The sequence below is a fragment of the Ruegeria arenilitoris genome (assembly GCF_013030985.1).
Taxonomy (GTDB): Bacteria; Pseudomonadota; Alphaproteobacteria; order Rhodobacterales; family Rhodobacteraceae; genus Ruegeria; species Ruegeria arenilitoris_B.
Genome location: NZ_WPYP01000011.1, coordinates 40,287 through 60,161 on the forward strand (window position 1 = coordinate 40,287; position 19,875 = coordinate 60,161).

Sequence of the window (19,875 nt, forward strand, 5' to 3'; positions counted from 1 at the left end):
GTCACGCGCTCCCCCAATATTTTGTGGGTCTGGGAGGCTTTATTTGCGGATCAAAGCCGATCGAGGTCCGCCGCGATATCCTCGGCGATTTCCACCGCGTTCACGTCATCGCGCTCGGCGGACAACCGCAGCCCCAGAAGGTCAGATTGATACCGCGCGGCAAGGCGGTCCGGGTCGCGGTCCAAGGCGATCTCTCCGACCTGTTGCGCGCGGCGAAACAGGTCTGCAAAGCAGGTCTTCATCGCGACCATATGGGCGCGGGCCTGACCAGCCAGATCATGATCCTTGGCCTGTAGCTCGGCATAGGTCTTGGCCAACATACAGGCTTTGGTCGGCAGTCCCGACGCCTCGACCACGCGACGCGGCTGCGCCTTGAGCGCACCGAGCGGCCCCAGTTCCTCCGCCAGTGCCATCATGTTTGCGACCCCGTCCTGCGCATAGCGCTCCAGCGCCAAGGCATAGAGCGCATCTTTCGACCCGAACGCGGCATAAAAGCTGCCCGGCTTCAGCTTCAACTCCCGCTCCAGATCCTTCAGCGACGTCCCGGCCCAACCATGACGCCAGAAAATGTCACGGGCCTGCGCGATCAGCGCGTCTCGGTCATAGGAAGGTTTGCGGGGCATCGTCTTCACCAATTCTTGAACGTTCGCTCAAATATATACTTGAGCGACCGCTCAAGAAACCCTATTTCTGTCTCATCACGCCAGAAACAGGAGTTCCGACATGGCCAATTTCCCGTCTCATGATCTCGAAACCGCGCCCGAAGGGTCCAAACTGCTGCTCGAGAAATCTCAGGCCGCATTCGGTCGTCTGCCCGGCCTGCACAAGGTAATGGCGGAAAGCCCACAGCATCTGGAAGGCTATCAGGTTCTGCACGGCCTGTTCCTGCAGACCGATTTCGACAATGACGAGAAAACCGTCGTCTGGCAGACCATCAACGTGGAAAACGAATGTCACTACTGCGTGCCTGCCCACACCGGCATCGCCAAAATGATGAAGGTCTCGGACGAGATCACCGAAGCCCTGCGCAACGAAACACCGCTGCCGTCGGCCAAGCTGGAAGCTCTCCGCACCTTCACCTTGCAAGTGATGGAAACCCGCGGCAACCCGACCGAGGCGCAACTGCAGGCGTTCTTTGACGCCGGCTACTCGCACCGCGCAGTTCTGGACGTGGTGCTGGGCTTGGCGCAAAAAACCATGTCGAACTACATCAACCACATGGCGCAAACGCCAGTAGACGAAGTTTTCCACCCCCTGCTTTGGGAACGCAAAGTCAACGAACCGGCTTAAAAGGTCAGGACCGAGCCCTCAGCGGCATCTCATGTCTGGGCTCGGTCGCTCAGCCGTCAGCATTGGTGGTGAAACAGCGCTATGGTTCAGGCACCGCTGAGGCGCAGATGTAACTTGCTCGCACTGTCCCAAAGGTCTTGACGTGCTCTTTGTGCAGGCGTGCTCAACCAATCTTGGGCCGCTTGTTCTTCTGCATCAATCAAACTGTCCAAAAGCGGATCTGTGTTTGGAATTTCAGCGCGTTCTTTCGCCGAGATTTTCTGTTCCACAAGGCGGTCAATCGCGGCCCGGGTAGCGTCGTTCAGATCGCACCCCAGCATTAGACCGGCCATATGCATCGGCGGCAGAGCCTGTTGTTGCAATCTCATCCAGCGCAACGCCAGAGCCGGTCGCAGAACATAGAAGTACCGCTTGATCCGCGGATGCCCGCCCGGACCGATCAGACGGCTGCGCTGACGCGACATTAACCTCAGGTAGTGCCACGTGACCGACCTGCGATCAAGCGCCTGCGCGCAAAACCCGGTCAATAGGTCAACAGCTTCAGGGTCACCCAAGTAACGGATCGGAGATTGCAGCCATTCACCGATGACCGCATTCGACCCCACGGCCAGCTTCAGTGCCTTGCCCAACTCCCATCCGGACAGGTCAAGTTCATCGTCGATGGGCCGCTCTACTACGTCCCGAACCTGATCCAGCCGGTAGTGCCACTGCACCGGCCTCGCATACACAAACCGTACGTCGTAATTGCTATCCGGAGAATGAAATCCCCAGGCGCGCGACCCCGATTCAACAGCAAACAGAATGCGAATATCCTCATCGCGCTCGATTTCTTTCAGCTTTCGTATGATCCTGTCGCGCATGGCCGCTCCGACAGCTTCAGGCATCGCAGATATGAACATTTGACTGCCCATCCCGTTCATCAACAGTAACGTTCTGCGCCCGCCCACCCAGTTCCGCGAACAGTTCGGGCCCGGTGCCCGTCATCCAGGCCTGAGCCCCCAGCGCGCAAATCTCATCATAAAGCGCCGCCCGCCGCCCGGCATCCAGATGCGCGGCCACCTCATCCAGCAACACGATCGGAGGCGCACCCACCATTCCGGCCAGCGCCCGCGCATTCGACAAGATCAGCGAAACAAGCAACGCCTTCTGCTCTCCGGTCGAGCAATCCTTGGCCGGGACCCCCTTGGCCGTGAACACACCGTACAGATCTGAGCGATGCGGCCCGACGAGCGTGCGTCCCGCCGCCAAATCGCGGAACCGGCTTTCGTTCAGCGCCTCGCGCAGATCCTCGGCCGTTTCGGGCATTGCCCCTTCGGTTTGCACCAGTTCCAGATCAGCCGATGGGAAAGCGGTTTCCGCCTGCTCCTGCGCCGCGCGCAGGTGGTTCAACGCTGCCAAGCGCGCGGCATGAATGCGATGACCGGTCTCGGCCATCTGCCCCTCAAGCGCGGCGTACCAATGCGCGTCGCGCACCTGCTCTTTCAGCAGGCGGTTCCGTTCGCGCATGGATTTTTCATAGGTCAGGGACGCCTCGGCATGGGATGGGTCGAAACTCAACGCGATACGGTCCAGAAATCGCCGCCGCCCCTCGGCACCCTCGATCCACAACCGGTCCATGGACGGGATAAGCCAAACAACGCGCGCCAGCTTACCCAAATCAATCTGACTGGACGCTTTGCCATCAATCCGGACCTGACGCGCTGCGCCGCCCTCTGACCATGTTTCGATCTCGTAGTTCTGCCCCTGTGCGTTCAGCAGACCGGACAGTTTCCAGCCCAGCGCCTCGGGGCGGCGGGTCATCTCGGCAGCGCTCGCCCGTCGCATCCCGCGACCGGGTGAGAACAAGGACACAGCTTCCAGAATGTTGGTCTTACCAGCCCCGTTCGGCCCATGGATCGCCACCGGCCGCCCATCCAAAGACAACCGCGCCAGCTTATGGGACCGGAAATGCGAGACCGTAAGTTCGGTCAGGGCCAAAGTCATGACCCCTCCCTTCTGTTAAGGATCACCCCGAAGGGTCGATCAGACGCGCATCGGCATGACAACGTAAACCGCGCTTTGATCATTGCCTTCGCGCATCAATGTCGGATCACCGGCCGAATTGAACAGGAACACAGCGTTCTCACGGTCCACCTGCGAGGCAATCTCGAGCAGGTACTTCGCATTGAAGCCGATCTCCAGCCGCTCATCGCCATAGGCCACGGCCAGTTCTTCCTCGGCGGCGCCGCTGTCCGGTGCATTGACCGACAAAACCAGCTTGTCCGCGTCCAATTGCAGCTTGACCGCGCGCGAGCGCTCGGACGAAACGGTGGCAACCCGGTCAACAGCCTGCGCGAATTCGGCGGCGTCCACTTCCAGCTGGCGGGTGTTGCCCTGCGGAATCACCCGGGTGTAGTCGGGGAACGTGCCGTCGATCACCTTGGACGTCAGCGTGATGTCGGGTGTCGCGAAACGGATTTTGGTTTCGCTGACCGAAACGGCGATGTCCATCTCGTCATCGTCCAACAGTTTGCGCAACTCGCCCACGGTTTTGCGCGGCACGATCACGCCGGGCATGTCCGCCGCACCATCCGGCAGGTCGGCGTCGATGCGGGCCAGACGGTGGCCATCGGTGGCCACGCAGCGCAGCACCTTGCCGCCTTCGGACCCGTCGGCCACATGCATGTAGACGCCGTTCAGGTAATACCGGGTCTCTTCTGTCGAGATGGCGAATTTCGACTTGTCGAACAGCCGCCGCAGCAGCGCGGCCGAGGCAGAAAAGTTCGACTGATATTCCGAGGACGCCATCACCGGGAAATCCTCTTTCGGCAGCGTCGCCAACGAGAAGTTCGACCGCCCCGCTTCAACCGTCAAACGACCTGCGGCACTGTCGGCGGTCAGGGTCACCAGCGCGCCGTCCGGCAGCTTGCGCACGATCTCATGCAGGGTCGTTGCGGCCACGGTTGTGGCGCCCGCCTTTTCCACCTGCGCCGGGGCCTTGTCGACCACTTCGATATCCAGATCGGTGGCGCGGAACATGGCCTGATCGCCTTCGGCCTCGATCAGTACGTTGGCAAGTATGGGAATGGTGTTGCGACGTTCGACAACAGATTGGGCCTGGGAAACGGCCTTGAGAAGGGTGCCGCGTTCGATGCTGATCTTCATACCCTCAATTCCTCTGACTTGCGTGCCAACATGGGCGGGACTGGCACGTTAGCGGTTCCACCCTGAGGCACAAGGATTTTTTATGGTTTTCTGGGTCGGAACGCCCAATGCGTCAAGGGCCGCGTGGCCCCGCGGGCACAGTTCCTGGGCAACCGTGGATTAAAGCGCACAAAAAAGCCCCGGGCGCGAAGGTCCGGGGCATTCCTGAGAGGCTTGAGGTAAGTCTCAGGCTTCCAGCGCGCGGCGCAGCATTTCCACGTCTTCGGCAATCTGGCCGTCGGTGGTTTTAAGTTCTTCGATGCGTTTGACACCATGCATCACCGTGGTGTGGTCACGCCCGCCAAAGCGGCGGCCGATCTCGGGCAGCGAGCGGCTGGTCAATTGCTTGCAAAGATACATCGCCACCTGACGCGGGCGGGCATAGGACCGCAGGCGCTTGGGTCCGATGATGTCGGACAGGCGGATGTTGTAGTAATCCGAGACTTTGCGCTGGATCTCTTCGACGGTGATCTTGCGCTCGGATGCGCGCAGCACGTCGGCCAGACAGTCCTGCGTCAGCTCCATGTCGATCTCGCGCCCCACCAGCGAGGCAAAGGCGAACAGACGGGTCAGGGCGCCTTCGAGCACGCGGACGTTGGTCGAGATGCGATGGGCGAGGAACTCAAGCACACCATCGGCAATGGTCAGGTCTGGGTAAGTATTGCTGTATTGCTGCACCTTGTTCTGCAGGATGCCCAGACGCAGTTCGTAATCGGTCGGGTGCAGGTCGACGACCAGACCGCATTGCAGGCGTGATTTCACGCGGTCTTCCAGATCCTTGATCTCGCCCGGGGCGCGGTCGGCCGAGATGATGATCTGTTTGTTCTGGTCCACCAGCGCGTTGAAGGTGTGGAAGAACTCTTCCTGAGTCGAGTCCTTGCCCGCGATGAACTGCACGTCATCCACCATCAGTACATCGACCGAACGGAACAGGTGTTTGAAATCCATCATCCGGCGTTCGCGCAGAGCACGCACAAAGCGGTACATGAACTGTTCTGCGGACAGGTACAGCACATTCAGTTCGGGCCGCTTGGTTTTCAGCTCCCATGCAATGGCGTGCATCAGGTGGGTTTTACCCAGACCGACGCCACCATAGAGGACCAGCGGGTTGAAAGTGACCGGACCACCTTCCGCGACACGGCGCGCGGCGGCATGCGCCAGCTCGTTGGGCTTGCCGACCACGAAGCTGTCAAAGGTGAAACGCGCGTCCAATGGTGCGGCCTGAAGCGATTCCAGTGCATCACCTGACGCCTCGGCCTGCTGTGACAGAGACTGGGATTGCGGCGCAGCCTGCGCGACAGCGGGCGCGGATACGAGTTCGTTGGACGGGCGCACCGGCGAATTGGCGGCAACGCGAAATGCCAGGCGCTGCACCGACTCCCCTGCGGTATTCATCTCGTACAGGATGAGATCCGCAAAGTTCTGGCTTACATAATTGCCCATGAAATTCGTCGGCACCGAAAAAACGGCTACGCCATCCTGCAGCTCTTGGAATTCAAGAGGTTCGATCCAGGTGGTATAGTTGTTCTTGCCGACTGCCTTGAGCAATTTGTTACGTAGTTGTCCCCATTTCTCTTGTGTCATCAAGCGCCTCACGCATCCCATTCTTTATTGGCCTGTCGGCCTTATTACCCAGTTCCGGTTACCCGGTTATTTTGCATTCACTCGCAATAGGATACCCACACGCCAAACCACATTGGTCCGGCGGGACTGTCCCTTAAACTCAGCACAGCCTGACAAGCGGACACCCGAAAAGAGGGCGCCCCATAAGCCGGGTTGCGCGTCGCAAACATATTTTTTTAGACAGGGCTCAGATCTTTGGTGACCCAAAAACCTTTAGCAGATCAACAAACGGGCAGTGTCCGTTTGCCAACATTCGTTTCGCGACCATCCTGATGCCCGTCAGTTTGATCAATGAAACAGCCTGTCCCCCCAAGCGAGTGAATCGCTGACTTAGTGGTAACAAGAGGCCAAGGCGTACGGCAACGAAACTCTGATGTTGACTCGGGTCTTTGACCGAAAGAATCTCTCGTCTTCGTGAAGACGCGGCTTTCCGGCAACAGCATAAAAAAAGCGCCACAAATTGTGACGCTTTTGTAAACAATTCATCCGTGAGTTGTTGACCTTAGGTCAACCCGCGAGTTTAGCCCAGCGCTTTGACCCGGGCCGACAGGCGCGACATCTTGCGCGAGGCGGTGTTTTTGTGGAAGACGCCTTTGGTGACGCCGCGCATCAGTTCGGGCTGAGCGGCACGCAGAGCTGCGGTCGCTGCGTCCTTGTCGCCGGATGCGATCGCTTCTTCGACTTTGCGCAGGTAGGTGCGGATGCGCGAGCGGCGTGCTTTGTTGATTGCGAAGCGCTTGTCGTTCTGACGCGCGCGTTTCTTAGCCTGGGGCGAATTTGCCATGTGATTCTGACCTTCGTTCGGTACGGTTATATTCGGTTACGCGTCACGGATTATCCGCACCGGATCAGAAATCACGAGTGTGAGTCGGGCCAAGCGGGCCGCACGCGCATGTATAGCGGCGCTAGTTATCCAAGATTGCGCGCTTTGCCAAGCCGATTCTTTCACTGTGCATGGCAGATATGAAAAAGGCGGGCCAAGCCCGCCTGATTTCGATCCAATACACGCGCCTTACTTGTCGCGGAACTGGGCGGCGCGTTTTTCTTGGAACGCGGCCATGCCTTCTTTCTGATCTTCGGTCGCGAACATGGAATGAAAGACGCGGCGTTCGAACAGCAGGCCTTCGCTGAGCGTGACCTCATAACTGCGGTTGACGGCCTCTTTGGCGGCCATCGTGCTCAGCAGGGATTTCTCGGCGATCTTTTGGGCCGCGCCAATCGCTTCTTCCATCAGCTTCTTGGCCGGAACGACCCGGCTGACCAGCCCGGCGCGTTCCGCTTCTTCGGCATCCATGAAGCGCCCGGTCAAATTCATGTCCATTGCCTTGGACTTGCCGACGAATCGGGTCAGGCGCTGCGTGCCCCCCAGCCCGGCAATGACGCCCAGATTGATCTCGGGTTGACCGAACTTGGCGGTGTCGGCGGCAATGATGAAATCGCACAGCATGGCCAGTTCGCACCCGCCGCCCAGCGCATAGCCGGAAACGGCGGCAATGATCGGTTTGCGGATCGCACTGACCCGGTCATTGACGTCACCGAACAGATTCGCGTTGAACACATCAACAAAGCTCATCTCGGACATCTCTTTGATATCTGCGCCGGCCGCAAAGGCCTTGTCCGAGCCGGTGATGATGATGCAGCGCACCTTGTCGTTCTGGTCCGCATCTTCCAGCGCCGAGCAGAGCTCTTGCGTGAGTTGGGCGTTCAGCGCGTTCAGCGCATCGGGTCTGTCGAGCTTGATAAGTGCGACGTGGTCTTCGATTTCGACGATGATCGTCTCAAAAGCCATGAGGTGTAAGCTTCCGGTTGTTCCGTTCAGTTACGATTCCTTATCACGCGAGGAAGCTGGATCAAGCTATCTTTGGCATTGCGCGCAATAGAAGGATGACCGACCGGACTGAGTGATTCTTTTCACGACCGCATCGCAACCCTCGGTGCGGCAGGGTTCGCCTTCGCGGCCGTAGACGTCAAAGCTGTGCTGAAAATATCCAAGCTCTCCATCGGCTTGGCGGAAATCGCGCAGGGACGATCCGCCTGCCTCGATGGCGTCCTGCAGCACCTGCCGGATGATCGGGACCAGTGCCGCGACACGGGCCACAGAAATCTGTCCGGCTTTGCGACGTGGCGACACGCCTGCGCGATAAAGCGCCTCACAGACGTAGATATTGCCCAATCCGGCAACGATTCCCTGATCCAGCAACGCCGATTTGACCGGGGTGTTCTTGCCATGGAACGCCTTGATCAGATGTTGTTCGTGGAAATCGTTGCCCAATGGCTCGGGCCCCAGAACCGACAACAGCTTATGCGCTTCGGCGGTGGCTGTCGGCAGCAGGTCCATCGCGCCAAACCGACGCGGGTCGTTGAAGGTCACACGCGCGCCATTGGCCATGTGGAACACAACGTGGTCATGTTTTTCAGGCATCGGGTGTTCGTGTACGAATTGTCCCAGCGGATCGCCTGACACTGTCATCCTCCCGGACATGCCCAGATGGATCAGCAAGGTCTCACCACTGCTGAGATCGGCCAGAATGTATTTCGAGCGCCGCCGCAGCCGGTCGACCCGCTGCCCGGTCAGTCGTTCCGCCATGCGGTCGGGAAAGGGCCAGCGCAGATCTGGGCGGTTCACATCCGCCCGTTCGATCACCACCCCTTCCATCGCAGGCGTCAGCCCGCGGCGGACCGTTTCGACTTCGGGAAGCTCCGGCATGTGCTCTCCTGATTTGCCGCAAGTGCGCTTTCGAACGCCTGCACCATTTCATCATGTCCGGTTACATATTTCAGAATCCGCGCCGTCTTCCCATCCGAAAAACGCAGAACATATCTCCCATCATTCCTGAGGCTGATCCTGGTGAGCTTTTTAAGGTCATAATATCGCCGCTGAAACAGAGGCCCCGTCGTCACCAATTCCGACCCGTCGATCGAGATGGAATTGGCCAGATGAAAAATCAGCGTGTAAATCCCCAACGCCATGACGCCCAGCTTGATCAAAACCACCGTCTCTGCATCCAAAGACGGAAAAAGCTCATCTGTCCGCGCCAGTTCCGGTTGGACAAAGCTGATGTAAAACAACCCAACCAGCAACAACACAGTCAGGATGATGACGCCCGGCGTCGCGCGAAAGGTCAGCCGCGTCAGGGATTGCTGCGCAGGCTGTTCGCTGCCTGCCCGCGACATTGAAGAGGTAAGGAAGTCGTTCGGGATATGCCCGACGGCCGCGTCCAGTTTGTCGCCCAGCCCTCTGGCCTGCCGGACCTCCTGGATCGTGCGAATAACGGCCCTGATCCGCCATGCAATGAAGACAAGCGCCAGGACCAATGCGACCAAAACTGCAAGAATGGAAAAATATGGCATGTCTGAAAGAGTGCTGAATGAAGTTTACTGGGTGTCTTACCCAGAGACTGAGGAATTTCTGTGGCGCGACACGGCCCCTGCTACCTTTTCGCGCGATTGTCTTCCCGGCGCGGGGGCCTATAAGGATGAGCAACACAGGCAAAGGCGTCCTTTCAATGTCCGACAGCAACGACAAGACAACACATTTCGGGTTCGAAACCGTACGCGAGGCCGACAAGGCCGGGCGCGTACAGGGCGTGTTCAACTCGGTCGCTTCGAAATACGACGTGATGAACGATGTCATGTCTATGGGCATCCACCGGGTCTGGAAAGACGCGATGATGGATTGGCTGGCCCCGCGCCCGGGTCAACGGCTGCTGGACGTGGCCGGCGGTACAGGCGACATCTCGTTCCGGTTCCTCAAACGCGCGGGCTATGGCCACGCCACCGTGCTGGACCTGACCGAGCCAATGCTGGTCGAAGGTCGCCAACGAGCCGAAGCCGACCAGATGGCCGACAGCCTGAACTGGGTGGTCGGCGACGCGATGTCCCTGCCCTTCGAGGACAACACCTTTGACGTCTACACCATCTCTTTCGGCATCCGGAACGTCACCCGCCCGCAAGAAGCGCTGAACGAGGCCTTCCGTGTACTTAAACCCGGTGGCCGCCTGATGGTGCTGGAATTCAGCCAGTTGCCGAATGACGGGCTGCAGAAGCTCTATGATCTGTACAGTTTCAACGTCATCCCGCGCATGGGCAAGCTGATCGCCAACGATTACGACAGCTATCAGTACCTTGTGGAATCGATCCGCAAATTCCCCGACCAGGAGACCTTCCTGAACATGGTTCGCACCGCCGGGTTCGAAAACGCCAAGTACCGCAACCTCAGCATGGGTATCGCTGCGCTACACTCCGGCTGGAAGATCTGATCCATGCGCGGTCCTCACAATATCATCCGCCTGATCCGCACAGGCGCCACGCTCGAACGCACAGGCGCCATGAACGTGGTGCTGGACGCTTTCGAAGCCCCACGTCCATTGCGTTTTATTGCTCACGCTTTGGGAAAACCGTTCCAATGGCTGGGCTACAAGGGCGATCCCGAAATGCCGCCCGCCACCCGGGCGCTGACGGCGCTGGGTCCGGCCTATATCAAGTTCGGTCAGGTGCTCTCGACCCGCCCGGACGTGGTGGGCAATGATCTGGCCGCCCAGTTGCGCGTGCTGCAGGACAAGCTGCCGCCCTTTTCACGCGCCGAGGCAATGGCCGAGGTCGAAAAGGAACTCGGTCAGTCGGTGGATGAGGTGTTCTCGGAGTTCAGCGAACCCATCGCCGCGGCCTCAATCGCACAGGTCCACAAGGCCAAGCTGACCAGCACGGGTGAGGATGTCGCCGTCAAGGTACTGCGCCCCGGCATCGAACGCGCGTTCCGCAAGGACGTGGACGCGTTCTATTTCGCCGCACGTATCGTCCAGCTGTTCGCCCCTGGCGCGCGCCGCCTGCGCCCCATGGACGTGATCGAACATTTCGACGGCGTCGTGCGGGGCGAGCTGGACCTGCGTCTGGAAAGCGCCGCCGCCTCGGAATACGCCGCCAATACCAAGGATGACGAAGGCTTCTGGCTGCCGCCCGTGGTGTGGTCCCTGTCTGCCCGCCGGGTCATGACACTCAGCTGGGCCGACGGTATTCCGCTGGGCGAAAACGAAGCGCTTGATGCCGCAGGCCACAATCGCCGCGATCTGGCCGAACGGGTCCTGCGCCTGTTCCTGCTGCACGCGCTGCGCGACGGCTATTTCCACGCCGACATGCACCAGGGCAACCTGAAGGTCGCCGCCAATGGCGATATCATCGCCTATGACTACGGCATCATGGGCCATATCGACGAATACACCCGCCGGGTCTATGCCGAGATCCTCTTTGGCTTCATCCGCCGCGACTACAAACGCGTGGCCGAGGTGCACTTCGAGGCCGGCTATGTCCCCGCCAACCAGGATGTCGATGAATTCGCCCGCGCCCTGCGCGCAGTGGGTGAGCCGATCTTCGGAATGGACGCTTCGAATATCTCAATGGGACGCCTGCTGAACTATCTGTTCGAGGTCACCGAACGCTTTGGCATGGAAACCCGGACCGAGCTGATCCTGCTGCAACGCACCATGGTGGTTGTCGAAGGCGTCGCGCGATCACTGGACCCGCACACGAACATCTGGGAGGTCGCGCGCCCCGTGGTCGAGGATTACATCAAGCAATCCATCGGTCCTCGTGCCGCCTTGCGCGATTTCAGCAAAACCGCGTGGGTTCTGGCCCGCTTCGGTCCCCGCCTGCCGAGATTGGTCGAGAACGCACTGATTGCTCAGACCCAGAAGGACGAGCCGCAGACATCACCTCTGTGGTCCGCGGCCCTGCCCGCCGGTATCGGCGCCGCAGCGGGTGCCGCGTTGGTTCTGCTGCTCAACGCGCTCAGCTAGACACCAGCCCGCCCGCTTCAGCTGGCCAGAAATACCTTCGGAGGGATTCGCGCCCGCGCGATGGGGGGCAGACAGCCCCCCCGCCGGGCTTCGACTCAGAGCCGCTCGATGGCGATGGCAATCCCCTGCCCGCCGCCGATGCACATGGTCACCAGCCCCTTGGACCCGCCCGTGCGCTCCAGCTCGTACAGTGTTTTAAGCGTAATGATTGCACCGGTCGCACCCACCGGGTGACCCAGAGCAATCGCCCCACCGTTCGGGTTCACCTTCGACGCATCCAGCCCCAACTCCTGATTCACCGCCAGAGCCTGCGCCGCAAATGCCTCGTTGCTTTCGATCACATCGAAATCATCCACCGACAGACCAGTCTTTTCCATTAGGTTCCGCACTGCCGGAACGGGCCCGATGCCCATCACTTCGGGACGGACCCCGGCATGGGCATAGCCCAGAATGCGCGCCTTGGGTTTCAGCCCGGCCTTTTCGGCGGCGTCCGCCGTTGCCAGAACCATCGCCGCCGCACCGTCATTGATGCCCGAGGCATTGCCCGCCGTCACACGACCGTCCTTCTTGAACACCGGCCGCAGACCTGCCAGCGCCTCGACCGTGGTGGCCTTGGGGTGTTCGTCGACCTTGAAGTCCACCATGTCCCGTTTGACCTTGACCTGCACCGGCGCGATCTGGCTGTCGAAATACCCCGCCTCGATCGCCGCCGCCGCGCGGGTTTGGCTGGTCATAGCAAACTCGTCCATCTGCTCGCGGCTGATCTGATGCTCATCGGCGACATTCTCGGCTGTCACGCCCATATGACCGGTGCCGAAGGGACAATTCAGCGCCCCCAGCATCATGTCCAGCGAAGTCACATCGCCCATCTTCGCCCCCCACCGTGCCTGCGGTACGATATACGGGCTGCGCGACATGCTTTCGGCCCCGCCCGCCACAGCAAAGTCGGCATCGCCCAGCATCAGGGACTGCACAGCCGAGACAATCGCCTGCGCACCCGATCCACACAGCCGGTTCACATTCATCGCAGGCGTCCCGTTCGGAATTCCCGCCTGCATCGCGGCAACGCGCGACAGGTACATGTCGCGCGGCTCGGTATTGATCACATGCCCGAACACCACATGCCCGATCTGCGCGCCCTCGACACCCGACCGCTCCAGCGCGGCCTCGGTGGTGACGGTCGCCAGGTCGATGGGCGCGGTCGATGCCAGCGCGCCACCAAAGGTTCCAATTGCGGTGCGGGCACCATCCAGCAATACGATATCGGTCATGTCAGTCTCCTCCGGGATTCGCAGGCAGTATGCACTTGCAGCATAGACATGTCCTATGGGACGTCCCGTCACGGTTGGAATTGACAACCACGCCCGCAAGGCGCATGAAATTCCGTCATGACGGAAAACACAGACGATATCCTGACACGCCTGCCCGCCCGCCTGAAAGAAGCGCGCCGGGCCAAGGGCCTGTCGCTGGAAGCCGTGGCCAATCTCAGCGGCGTGTCCCGCTCGATGGTCAGCCAGATCGAACGGGGCGAAAGCAGCCCCACCATCTCGACCCTGTGGAACCTGACCCGCGCCCTGCAGGTCGATTTCGCGGGCCTGCTGGAAGAGGCCAACACCACCGATCAGATCGAAGTGCTGCGCAAGGCCGAGGTGCCCAGCATCGACAATATGGGCCAGAACTGCCGCATCCGAATCCTCTCCCCGCCCGAAGAGGCCGGCGGGCACGAGGTCTATGATATCGAGTTCGACGCGGGCGGCGCGTTGACCAGCCAGCCCCATGCACGGGGTGCCCGCGAACAACTGACGGTGCTGGAAGGGTCGGTCCGCGTGACTTCGGGCGCGGCTTCGAACGATCTGCAACAGGGTGACACAGCGCGCTATGCCGCTGACGCAGCCCATTCAATCACGGCTGACAGCCCCGCGCGCGTGTTCCTGATCGTCAAGAACGCCTGACGGTTTCCGCCCCGAAATTGGGAAAATCTCTGATTCTGTGATAGCTTGGAGCTTTCTCAACCATTGGGGGCATCCGGATGGGGCTTGAAGTTATTGGGGCCGGTTTTGGCCGCACGGGAACAAATTCATTAAAAATCGCTTTGGAACGACTGGGTTTTGGCCCCTGTCATCACATGTTCGAAGTTCGGGACAATCCCGACCAATTGCCCGCGTGGGAAGCCGCCGCGCAAGGTAAGCCTTCGGACTGGGATGCCATGTTCCAAGGGTATCGCGCACAGGTCGACTGGCCCGGCGCAGCCTATTGGCAGCAACTGGCCGCACACTATCCCGACGCCAAAGTCATCCTGAGCGTCCGCGACCCTGACGCTTGGTTTGACAGCGTGCAGGCCACCATTGGCCCGTTCATGACAACAATGCGGGGCAAACACGATCAACCGCATTTGAATGCTATTGCCGAAATGTGCAGCAAGTTCATTGCGCAGGATATCTTTGGTGGCCAATTGAATGACCGCGACCACGCAACGCGCGTGTTCAAGGCACATGCCGACACCGTCCGCCAGACAATTCCGGCAGACCGGCTGCTGATCTATGAAACCGGGAGTGGTTGGGACCCGCTGTGCGCATTCCTTGGGGTCGACACCCCTGACGAGCCCTATCCTCTGACCAATTCCAGCAAAGAGTTTCAGAAAGAGATCAACGACACAAAGTAGTTAGGCGCATCCAGCGGGGTGCACCCTTGTATTTCCAATATTTCGGATTTTATTCCGCAATACAGAAATTCCCGTATTCCGGAATCTATTCCGCTATGATAGATAACGTCCTGCGCAAGGAGGATTCGATGTCTCAACAGTTCCTGAACCACGTCACCGAAACGCTCGGCCAGATCCGGGCGGAAGGCCTGTACAAAAACGAACGAATGATCACCTCGCCTCAGGGCGGTGAGATTACGGTGGGCGACAAACAGGTGATCAACCTGTGCGCCAACAATTATCTGGGTCTGGCCGATCACCCGGCCCTGATCGACGCCGCCAAGGGCGCGATGGAGCCCAAGGGCTTCGGCATGGCCTCGGTCCGGTTCATCTGCGGCACGCAGGACATTCACCGCGAGCTGGAGCAGAAGCTGGCCAAATTCCTGAACAAGGACGATGCGATCCTGTTTGCCGCCTGTTTCGACGCCAATGGTGGGCTGTTTGAGCCTTTGTTGGGGCCTGAAGACGCCATTATCTCGGACAGCCTGAACCATGCCTCGATCATCGACGGAGTTCGCTTATGCAAGGCCAAGCGCTATCGCTACATGAACAACGACATGAACGACCTCGAAGCCTGGCTGAAGCAGGCGCGCGAGGATGGCGCACGGCATATCATGATCGCCACCGACGGCGTGTTCTCGATGGACGGCTATCTGGCCAACCTGCCGAAGATTCGCGAACTGGCCGACAAATACGATGCCATCGTCATGGTCGATGACTGCCACGCCACCGGCTTCATGGGGCCGAACGGCGCAGGCACGCCGGATCATTTCGGCGTCGATGTGGACATTCTGACTGGAACTCTGGGCAAGGCACTTGGGGGGGCAATCGGCGGTTACATCGCCGGGCCGCAGCCAGTGATAGATCTGCTACGGCAGCGGGCGCGGCCCTATCTGTTCTCGAATTCGCTGCCGCCGTCCATCGTTGCTGCCGGACTGGAAGCAATCCGTCTGGTCGAAGAAGGCAGCATGCTGCGCGCCCAACTGTTCGGCAACGCCAAATATTGGCGCGCCGGGCTGGAAAAGCTGGGCTTTGACCTGCTGCCCGGTGAACACCCGATCATCCCGGTGATGCTGGGTGAGGCAACGCTGGCACAGGACATGGCCGCCAAACTGTTTGATGAGGGCGTCTATGTCTCGGGCTTTTTCTTCCCTGTCGTCCCGCGTGGACAGGCGCGGATCAGAACACAGATGAATGCGGCTCTGACCAAAGACGAGCTGGACCGGGCGCTGGCTGCCTTCGGCAAAGTTGGCAGAGAATTGGGAGTGATCTCGTGATTCTGCCCTCTGTGATCGACGCAATTGGTGACACGCCGCTCGTCGATCTGTCACGCGTTTGTCAGAAGCTTGATCTGGACGGTCGCATTCTGGCCAAACTGGATTACCTGCTGCCGGGATTTTCGAAAAAGGACCGGGCCGCGAAATCCATCGTCGAACTGGCGCGGGCCGATGGCACATTGGCTCCGGGGCAGACGGTTGTTGAACTGACCTCGGGCAATATGGGCACTGGTCTGGCGATTGTCTGCAGCATTCTGGGGCATCCCTTCGTCGCGGTCATGAGCGCCGGAAACTCGATCGAACGCGCGCGCATGATGCGGGCCTTGGGGGCCGAGGTCGTGATTGTCCCGCAAGCCGAAGGCAGCAAACCCGGAGAAGTCTCGGGGGCCGATCTGGCCATGGTGGATGAGGCCGCGCAGCGCATCACCGCAGAACGCAATGCGTTTCGCGCCGACCAATTCGGTCATTCGGGCAACCCCAAAGCCCATGCCACCGGCACGGGACCAGAAATCTGGAACCAGTCCGGCGGGTCCGTGACGGCGTTCTGCGATTTTGCGGGATCCGGTGGCACTCTGGCCGGGGCGGCAGAGTACCTGACCCCGCTGGGCGTGCGCTGCTTTGCGGTCGAACCCGAAGGCGCGCGGGCCATCGCCGGAGAAGCCATCAGCAATCCCGATCACCCGATTCAGGGCGGCGGTTATGCCATGGGCGATCTGATCCACCTGAACGGAACAACCCTGGCCGGGCATCTGTCGGTTTCGGGTGACGCAGCACGGGACAGCGCGCAATTGCTGGCCCGGACCGAAGGCATTTTCGCGGGCTTCTCGGCAGGAGCCAACCTCGCTGCGGCCATCGACCTGCTGCGCGGGCCGGAAAAAGGCGGCTGCGTTGCGATTGTGATGTGTGACAGCGGACTGAAATACCTGTCCACCGATTTGTGGGAGTAAACTCATGCGACCCAACACCATGAAAGCACTTGAGAAATCCAAGCCCGAAGAGGGCCTCTGGATGGTACAGGCCCCGGTGCCCGAAATCGGCCCGGAAGAGGTATTGATCCGCGTCAACAAGACCGGCATCTGCGGCACCGATATCCATATCTGGAACTGGGATGAGTGGGCCGCCGCGACGGTGCCGGTTCCGATGATCACCGGGCACGAGTTCGCCGGTGAAATCGTCGAACTCGGGCGCAATGTGACCGGGCTTGAGATTGGTCAGCGCTGTTCCGGCGAAGGCCACCTGATCACCACCGACAGCCGTCAAAGCCGCGCAGGCAAGTTCCATCTGGACCCCGGCACGCGCGGGATCGGCGTGAACGAACAGGGGGCTTTTGCGCAATACCTGAAACTGCCCGCCTTCAACGTCGTGCCTTTGCCCGATGATGTGCCGGATGAGATCGGCGCCATCCTCGACCCGCTGGGCAACGCCGTGCACACTGCGCTGAGTTTCGATCTGCTGGGCGAGGATGTTTTGATCACCGGCGCTGGCCCCATCGGCATCATGGCCGCGGCTGTCGCGCGCCACGCAGGCGCACGGCACGTGGTGATCACCGATATCAACCCCGACCGCCTGAAACTTGCCGAACACGTTGTACCCACCGTGCGCACCGTCGATGTCTCTAAAGAAGAGTTGCAGGACGTCATCACCGAACTGGGCATGAAAGAAGGCTTCGATGTGGGGCTGGAAATGTCGGGCTCACAAATTGCTCTGGATCAGATGGTCGAGGCACTGGTGATGGGTGGCAAGATCGCCCTGCTGGGTATTCCGCCGGGGAAATCTCCGGTCGACTGGTCGCGCATCGTGTTCAAGGCGATCACCATCAAAGGCGTCTATGGGCGCGAGATGTTCGAAACCTGGTACAAGATGATTGCCATGTTGCAGAACGGTCTGGACGTCAGCCGGGTGATCACACACGAGATGAAGGTCGACGATTTCGCCGAAGGCTTTGCCGCAATGAAATCGGGCCGGTCGGGCAAGGTGGTGCTCGACTGGACCTAACGCTCTGGCACCGCGCGGGTTTTGATCCTAAACAGGGAAGAACCCGCGCGTTTGGAGGAGCACATGGGCGATAAAGACAGGTATCTGGAACGCGGGATCGAGGACTCGCTGGTCACGGATTTCGCGCAAACCCACCGCAAGAGCTATGGCGATTTCCTGCAGCTCAAGACCTTGCTGAACCTGCAAAAGACCTTTCAGGACCCCGCCCAACCCGATGAGATGCTGTTTATCATCATCCATCAGGTCAGCGAGCTGTGGCTGAAACTGATGCACCACCAACTGGTCGAGACACGCCACTTCCTGCAACAGGATGCATTTGGCCCGGCGATGAAGAACCTTGACCGGGTGAAGGCGATCCAGCGGCAGTTGATCGCGGCATGGGAAACCCTGCTGACCATGACGCCCGCAGATTACATGACATTCCGTCAAGCTCTGGGGAGCTCTTCGGGGTTTCAAAGTTATGGCTATCGTCAGATCGAGTTCATTCTGGGCAACAAGGATGCCTCGACCCTGAAAGTGCATGAACATGACCCCGAGGTCATGGAGATACTGAACGCAGCTTTGACCAAGCCGTCGCTTTATGACGAAGTGCTGTTCATGCTGGCGCGTCAGGGATTCGACGTGCCGCAGGACCTGCTGGATCGTGACTATGCGCAGCCCTATTCTGGCGACGCGCGTGTTGTGAAAATCTGGGTACAGGTCTATCGCGACACCGACCGGTTTTGGGACCTCTATGCGCTGGCGGAAAAGCTGATGGATGTGGAATCTCTGTTTCAGCGCTGGCGCTTCGATCACGTCACAGCGGTCGAACGGGTGATCGGCAACCAGCCCGGTACGGGTGGGTCCAGCGGCGTATCCTTCCTGCGCAAGGCCTTGGATTTGCGGTTCTTCCATGATCTTTACGATATGCGGACCGAACTGATGTATACCGAGCAGGAGTAAGCGATGCTGTACCGGGGTTTCACTCAGGAGGAGCTGGATCAGGAATATTCGCCCCGGTCGATGATCGGCGGTGATCTCACCCCTTATATCGACAGCTATGCCGCGCTCAGCGCGCAGCACCGGGCGCAGATGAAGGTGAAAGAGAACCTGGCCTATGGCGACAGCCCGGCGCAGGTTCTGGATTTCTTTCCTGCCAAAGGCGCAGGCGCGCCGCTGCATGTGTTTATCCACGGCGGCTATTGGCAGGCGCTCAGCCAGCGCGAGTCGGCGATGATGGCCCCGGCACTGGTCGAGGCCGAGCAGTCCTTTGCCACCCTCAATTACACGCTCGCCCCGGATGCGCGTATCGGGGACATGATCGAGGAATGCCGCAACGCACTGCTCTGGCTGGCGGAGAATGCGTTCAACCTGGGGTTCGATCCATCCCGCGTCACCCTGTCCGGCCACAGTGCTGGTGCGCATCTGGTCAGCATGGTCATGGCGGAGTCGGCCAATGCGCTGGCCCGCGCCGGGATGCGGGTGCGCGATGTGATCCTGATCAGCGGCGTCTACGATCTGGAGCCGATCAGCCTGACGCCTGTCAACGATCCGCTGCAACTGACCCCGGTCGAGGTACACGACCTGTCCCCCATCCTGCACCTCCCCGCCCCCGGCCCGCGCTATCACGTGACCGTGGCGGAACGGGACACACCCGAATTCATCCGTCAGAGCCGCGACTATGCCGAATTGCTGCGCAAAGGCGGCCATTCAGTCAGTTTCGACCTGCAAAAGGGGATGCAGCATTTCGATATCATCATGCACCCGGGGACGTTTTTGGCAACGTGTTGATAATAAAGGGTATTGAGCGTTAAACAGATTTGGTCTTTGCCTCAAAGAGCCAACACAACCAATACAAACCGTACTTTTTTGACCGAGCCTCGAATGTCCGGTTCGAGCCCGTAGCCGACCTTTGAGTAGAGGGGTGAAACTGGTTATTTAGCGCACCAAGCTAGGAGACAATAGCAGTGCTGTGATACAAAAGGACTGAACACTCGGTACAAGGCTCCCTGCGCTCATTGTGTCAAATCGGTCT

At 59.8% G+C, this 19,875-nt stretch carries 20 protein-coding genes; 10 read left to right on the forward strand and 10 right to left on the reverse strand.

Going from position 1 to position 19,875, the window contains the following annotated elements; translation table 11 throughout:
* Nucleotides 1-50: 50 nt before the first annotated feature.
* Nucleotides 51-623 (reverse strand): TetR/AcrR family transcriptional regulator, encoded by a 573-nt coding sequence (locus GOX88_RS19295; protein ID WP_170405700.1) that lies wholly within the window; start codon nucleotides 621-623, stop codon nucleotides 51-53.
* A 100-nt stretch (nucleotides 624-723) separates the two neighbouring features.
* Here GOX88_RS19295 and GOX88_RS19300 point away from each other — a divergent pair, with 100 nt between their 5' ends.
* Nucleotides 724-1,290, forward strand: a complete 567-nt coding sequence (locus GOX88_RS19300) for a carboxymuconolactone decarboxylase family protein (protein WP_170405704.1) — start codon at nucleotides 724-726, stop codon at nucleotides 1,288-1,290.
* 86 nt (nucleotides 1,291-1,376) lie between these two features.
* Here the strand turns inward: GOX88_RS19300 and GOX88_RS19305 are convergent, their stop codons facing one another.
* From GOX88_RS19305 to GOX88_RS19340, 8 genes are all read right to left on the reverse strand, one after another.
* The gene (locus tag GOX88_RS19305; protein ID WP_170405707.1) at nucleotides 1,377-2,150 is read right to left on the reverse strand and encodes a nucleotidyltransferase domain-containing protein; all 774 of its coding nucleotides are present in this window, start codon (nucleotides 2,148-2,150) and stop codon (nucleotides 1,377-1,379) included.
* Nucleotides 2,151-2,166: 16 nt separating this feature from the next.
* On the reverse strand, nucleotides 2,167-3,273 hold the full coding sequence (gene recF, locus GOX88_RS19310; RefSeq protein WP_170405711.1) for a DNA replication/repair protein RecF: 1,107 nt from the start codon (nucleotides 3,271-3,273) through the stop codon (nucleotides 2,167-2,169).
* A 39-nt stretch (nucleotides 3,274-3,312) separates the two neighbouring features.
* Complete coding sequence (dnaN, locus tag GOX88_RS19315; RefSeq protein WP_170405714.1) at nucleotides 3,313-4,434, reverse strand: DNA polymerase III subunit beta; 1,122 nt, start codon at nucleotides 4,432-4,434, stop codon at nucleotides 3,313-3,315.
* A 225-nt stretch (nucleotides 4,435-4,659) separates the two neighbouring features.
* Nucleotides 4,660-6,057, reverse strand: a complete 1,398-nt coding sequence (dnaA, locus tag GOX88_RS19320; protein ID WP_170405717.1) for a chromosomal replication initiator protein DnaA — start codon at nucleotides 6,055-6,057, stop codon at nucleotides 4,660-4,662.
* A gap of 559 nt (nucleotides 6,058-6,616) precedes the next feature.
* Nucleotides 6,617-6,880 (reverse strand): 30S ribosomal protein S20, encoded by a 264-nt coding sequence (gene rpsT, locus GOX88_RS19325; protein ID WP_058282200.1) that lies wholly within the window; start codon nucleotides 6,878-6,880, stop codon nucleotides 6,617-6,619.
* Between the two features lie 228 nt (nucleotides 6,881-7,108).
* Complete coding sequence (locus tag GOX88_RS19330; protein WP_170405720.1) at nucleotides 7,109-7,885, reverse strand: enoyl-CoA hydratase; 777 nt, start codon at nucleotides 7,883-7,885, stop codon at nucleotides 7,109-7,111.
* Nucleotides 7,886-7,951: 66 nt separating this feature from the next.
* Nucleotides 7,952-8,803: a bifunctional DNA-formamidopyrimidine glycosylase/DNA-(apurinic or apyrimidinic site) lyase gene (gene mutM / locus GOX88_RS19335; protein WP_170405723.1), complete on the reverse strand. Its 852-nt coding sequence runs from the start codon at nucleotides 8,801-8,803 to the stop codon at nucleotides 7,952-7,954.
* Nucleotides 8,761-9,447 (reverse strand): hypothetical protein, encoded by a 687-nt coding sequence (locus GOX88_RS19340; protein WP_170405726.1) that lies wholly within the window; start codon nucleotides 9,445-9,447, stop codon nucleotides 8,761-8,763. Before GOX88_RS19340 ends, mutM begins: the two co-directional genes overlap by 43 nt.
* A gap of 155 nt (nucleotides 9,448-9,602) precedes the next feature.
* Between GOX88_RS19340 and ubiE the strand changes: the two genes are divergently transcribed.
* Together ubiE and ubiB are read left to right on the forward strand one after the other, a co-directional pair.
* Nucleotides 9,603-10,355 carry a bifunctional demethylmenaquinone methyltransferase/2-methoxy-6-polyprenyl-1,4-benzoquinol methylase UbiE gene (ubiE, locus tag GOX88_RS19345; RefSeq protein WP_170405729.1) on the forward strand — a complete coding sequence of 251 codons (753 nt, stop codon included), beginning with the start codon at nucleotides 9,603-9,605 and terminating at the stop codon, nucleotides 10,353-10,355.
* A 3-nt stretch (nucleotides 10,356-10,358) separates the two neighbouring features.
* Entirely contained in the window at nucleotides 10,359-11,888 is a 1,530-nt protein-coding gene (gene ubiB / locus GOX88_RS19350; RefSeq protein WP_170405732.1) for a 2-polyprenylphenol 6-hydroxylase, read from the forward strand.
* A gap of 95 nt (nucleotides 11,889-11,983) precedes the next feature.
* Here the strand turns inward: ubiB and GOX88_RS19355 are convergent, their stop codons facing one another.
* The gene (locus GOX88_RS19355; RefSeq protein ID WP_170405735.1) at nucleotides 11,984-13,159 is read right to left on the reverse strand and encodes an acetyl-CoA C-acyltransferase family protein; all 1,176 of its coding nucleotides are present in this window, start codon (nucleotides 13,157-13,159) and stop codon (nucleotides 11,984-11,986) included.
* 117 nt (nucleotides 13,160-13,276) lie between these two features.
* Between GOX88_RS19355 and GOX88_RS19360 the strand changes: the two genes are divergently transcribed.
* From GOX88_RS19360 to GOX88_RS19390, 7 genes are all read left to right on the forward strand, one after another.
* The gene (locus GOX88_RS19360) at nucleotides 13,277-13,840 is read left to right on the forward strand and encodes a helix-turn-helix domain-containing protein (RefSeq protein WP_170405738.1); all 564 of its coding nucleotides are present in this window, start codon (nucleotides 13,277-13,279) and stop codon (nucleotides 13,838-13,840) included.
* 77 nt (nucleotides 13,841-13,917) lie between these two features.
* Complete coding sequence (locus GOX88_RS19365) at nucleotides 13,918-14,550, forward strand: sulfotransferase family protein (protein ID WP_170405741.1); 633 nt, start codon at nucleotides 13,918-13,920, stop codon at nucleotides 14,548-14,550.
* A gap of 128 nt (nucleotides 14,551-14,678) precedes the next feature.
* Complete coding sequence (locus GOX88_RS19370) at nucleotides 14,679-15,866, forward strand: glycine C-acetyltransferase (protein ID WP_170405744.1); 1,188 nt, start codon at nucleotides 14,679-14,681, stop codon at nucleotides 15,864-15,866.
* On the forward strand, nucleotides 15,863-16,813 hold the full coding sequence (locus GOX88_RS19375; RefSeq protein ID WP_170405747.1) for a PLP-dependent cysteine synthase family protein: 951 nt from the start codon (nucleotides 15,863-15,865) through the stop codon (nucleotides 16,811-16,813). The genes GOX88_RS19370 and GOX88_RS19375 overlap by 4 nt, the downstream gene beginning before the upstream one ends.
* A 19-nt stretch (nucleotides 16,814-16,832) precedes the next feature.
* Nucleotides 16,833-17,861, forward strand: a complete 1,029-nt coding sequence (gene tdh / locus GOX88_RS19380; protein ID WP_170406015.1) for an L-threonine 3-dehydrogenase — start codon at nucleotides 16,833-16,835, stop codon at nucleotides 17,859-17,861.
* A gap of 63 nt (nucleotides 17,862-17,924) precedes the next feature.
* Nucleotides 17,925-18,803: a tryptophan 2,3-dioxygenase gene (locus GOX88_RS19385; RefSeq protein WP_170405749.1), complete on the forward strand. Its 879-nt coding sequence runs from the start codon at nucleotides 17,925-17,927 to the stop codon at nucleotides 18,801-18,803.
* A gap of 3 nt (nucleotides 18,804-18,806) precedes the next feature.
* Nucleotides 18,807-19,631 (forward strand): alpha/beta hydrolase, encoded by an 825-nt coding sequence (locus GOX88_RS19390; RefSeq protein ID WP_170405752.1) that lies wholly within the window; start codon nucleotides 18,807-18,809, stop codon nucleotides 19,629-19,631.
* The last annotated feature ends 244 nt before the right edge of the window (nucleotides 19,632-19,875 follow it).

Excerpts from the sequence above, each read along its gene's own strand:
- GOX88_RS19295 (WP_170405700.1), bottom strand. The coding sequence starts at position 623 with ATGCCCCGCAAACCTTCCTATGACCGAGACGCGCTGATCGCGCAGGCC.
- GOX88_RS19300 (WP_170405704.1), top strand. The coding sequence starts at position 724 with ATGGCCAATTTCCCGTCTCATGATCTCGAAACCGCGCCCGAAGGGTCC.
- GOX88_RS19305 (WP_170405707.1), bottom strand. The coding sequence starts at position 2,150 with ATGCGCGACAGGATCATACGAAAGCTGAAAGAAATCGAGCGCGATGAG.
- recF (WP_170405711.1), bottom strand. The coding sequence starts at position 3,273 with ATGACTTTGGCCCTGACCGAACTTACGGTCTCGCATTTCCGGTCCCAT.
- dnaN (WP_170405714.1), bottom strand. The coding sequence starts at position 4,434 with ATGAAGATCAGCATCGAACGCGGCACCCTTCTCAAGGCCGTTTCCCAG.
- dnaA (WP_170405717.1), bottom strand. The coding sequence starts at position 6,057 with ATGACACAAGAGAAATGGGGACAACTACGTAACAAATTGCTCAAGGCA.
- rpsT (WP_058282200.1), bottom strand. The coding sequence starts at position 6,880 with ATGGCAAATTCGCCCCAGGCTAAGAAACGCGCGCGTCAGAACGACAAG.
- GOX88_RS19330 (WP_170405720.1), bottom strand. The coding sequence starts at position 7,885 with ATGGCTTTTGAGACGATCATCGTCGAAATCGAAGACCACGTCGCACTT.
- mutM (WP_170405723.1), bottom strand. The coding sequence starts at position 8,803 with ATGCCGGAGCTTCCCGAAGTCGAAACGGTCCGCCGCGGGCTGACGCCT.
- GOX88_RS19340 (WP_170405726.1), bottom strand. The coding sequence starts at position 9,447 with ATGCCATATTTTTCCATTCTTGCAGTTTTGGTCGCATTGGTCCTGGCG.
- ubiE (WP_170405729.1), top strand. The coding sequence starts at position 9,603 with ATGTCCGACAGCAACGACAAGACAACACATTTCGGGTTCGAAACCGTA.
- ubiB (WP_170405732.1), top strand. The coding sequence starts at position 10,359 with ATGCGCGGTCCTCACAATATCATCCGCCTGATCCGCACAGGCGCCACG.
- GOX88_RS19355 (WP_170405735.1), bottom strand. The coding sequence starts at position 13,159 with ATGACCGATATCGTATTGCTGGATGGTGCCCGCACCGCAATTGGAACC.
- GOX88_RS19360 (WP_170405738.1), top strand. The coding sequence starts at position 13,277 with ATGACGGAAAACACAGACGATATCCTGACACGCCTGCCCGCCCGCCTG.
- GOX88_RS19365 (WP_170405741.1), top strand. The coding sequence starts at position 13,918 with ATGGGGCTTGAAGTTATTGGGGCCGGTTTTGGCCGCACGGGAACAAAT.
- GOX88_RS19370 (WP_170405744.1), top strand. The coding sequence starts at position 14,679 with ATGTCTCAACAGTTCCTGAACCACGTCACCGAAACGCTCGGCCAGATC.
- tdh (WP_170406015.1), top strand. The coding sequence starts at position 16,833 with ATGAAAGCACTTGAGAAATCCAAGCCCGAAGAGGGCCTCTGGATGGTA.
- GOX88_RS19385 (WP_170405749.1), top strand. The coding sequence starts at position 17,925 with ATGGGCGATAAAGACAGGTATCTGGAACGCGGGATCGAGGACTCGCTG.
- GOX88_RS19390 (WP_170405752.1), top strand. The coding sequence starts at position 18,807 with ATGCTGTACCGGGGTTTCACTCAGGAGGAGCTGGATCAGGAATATTCG.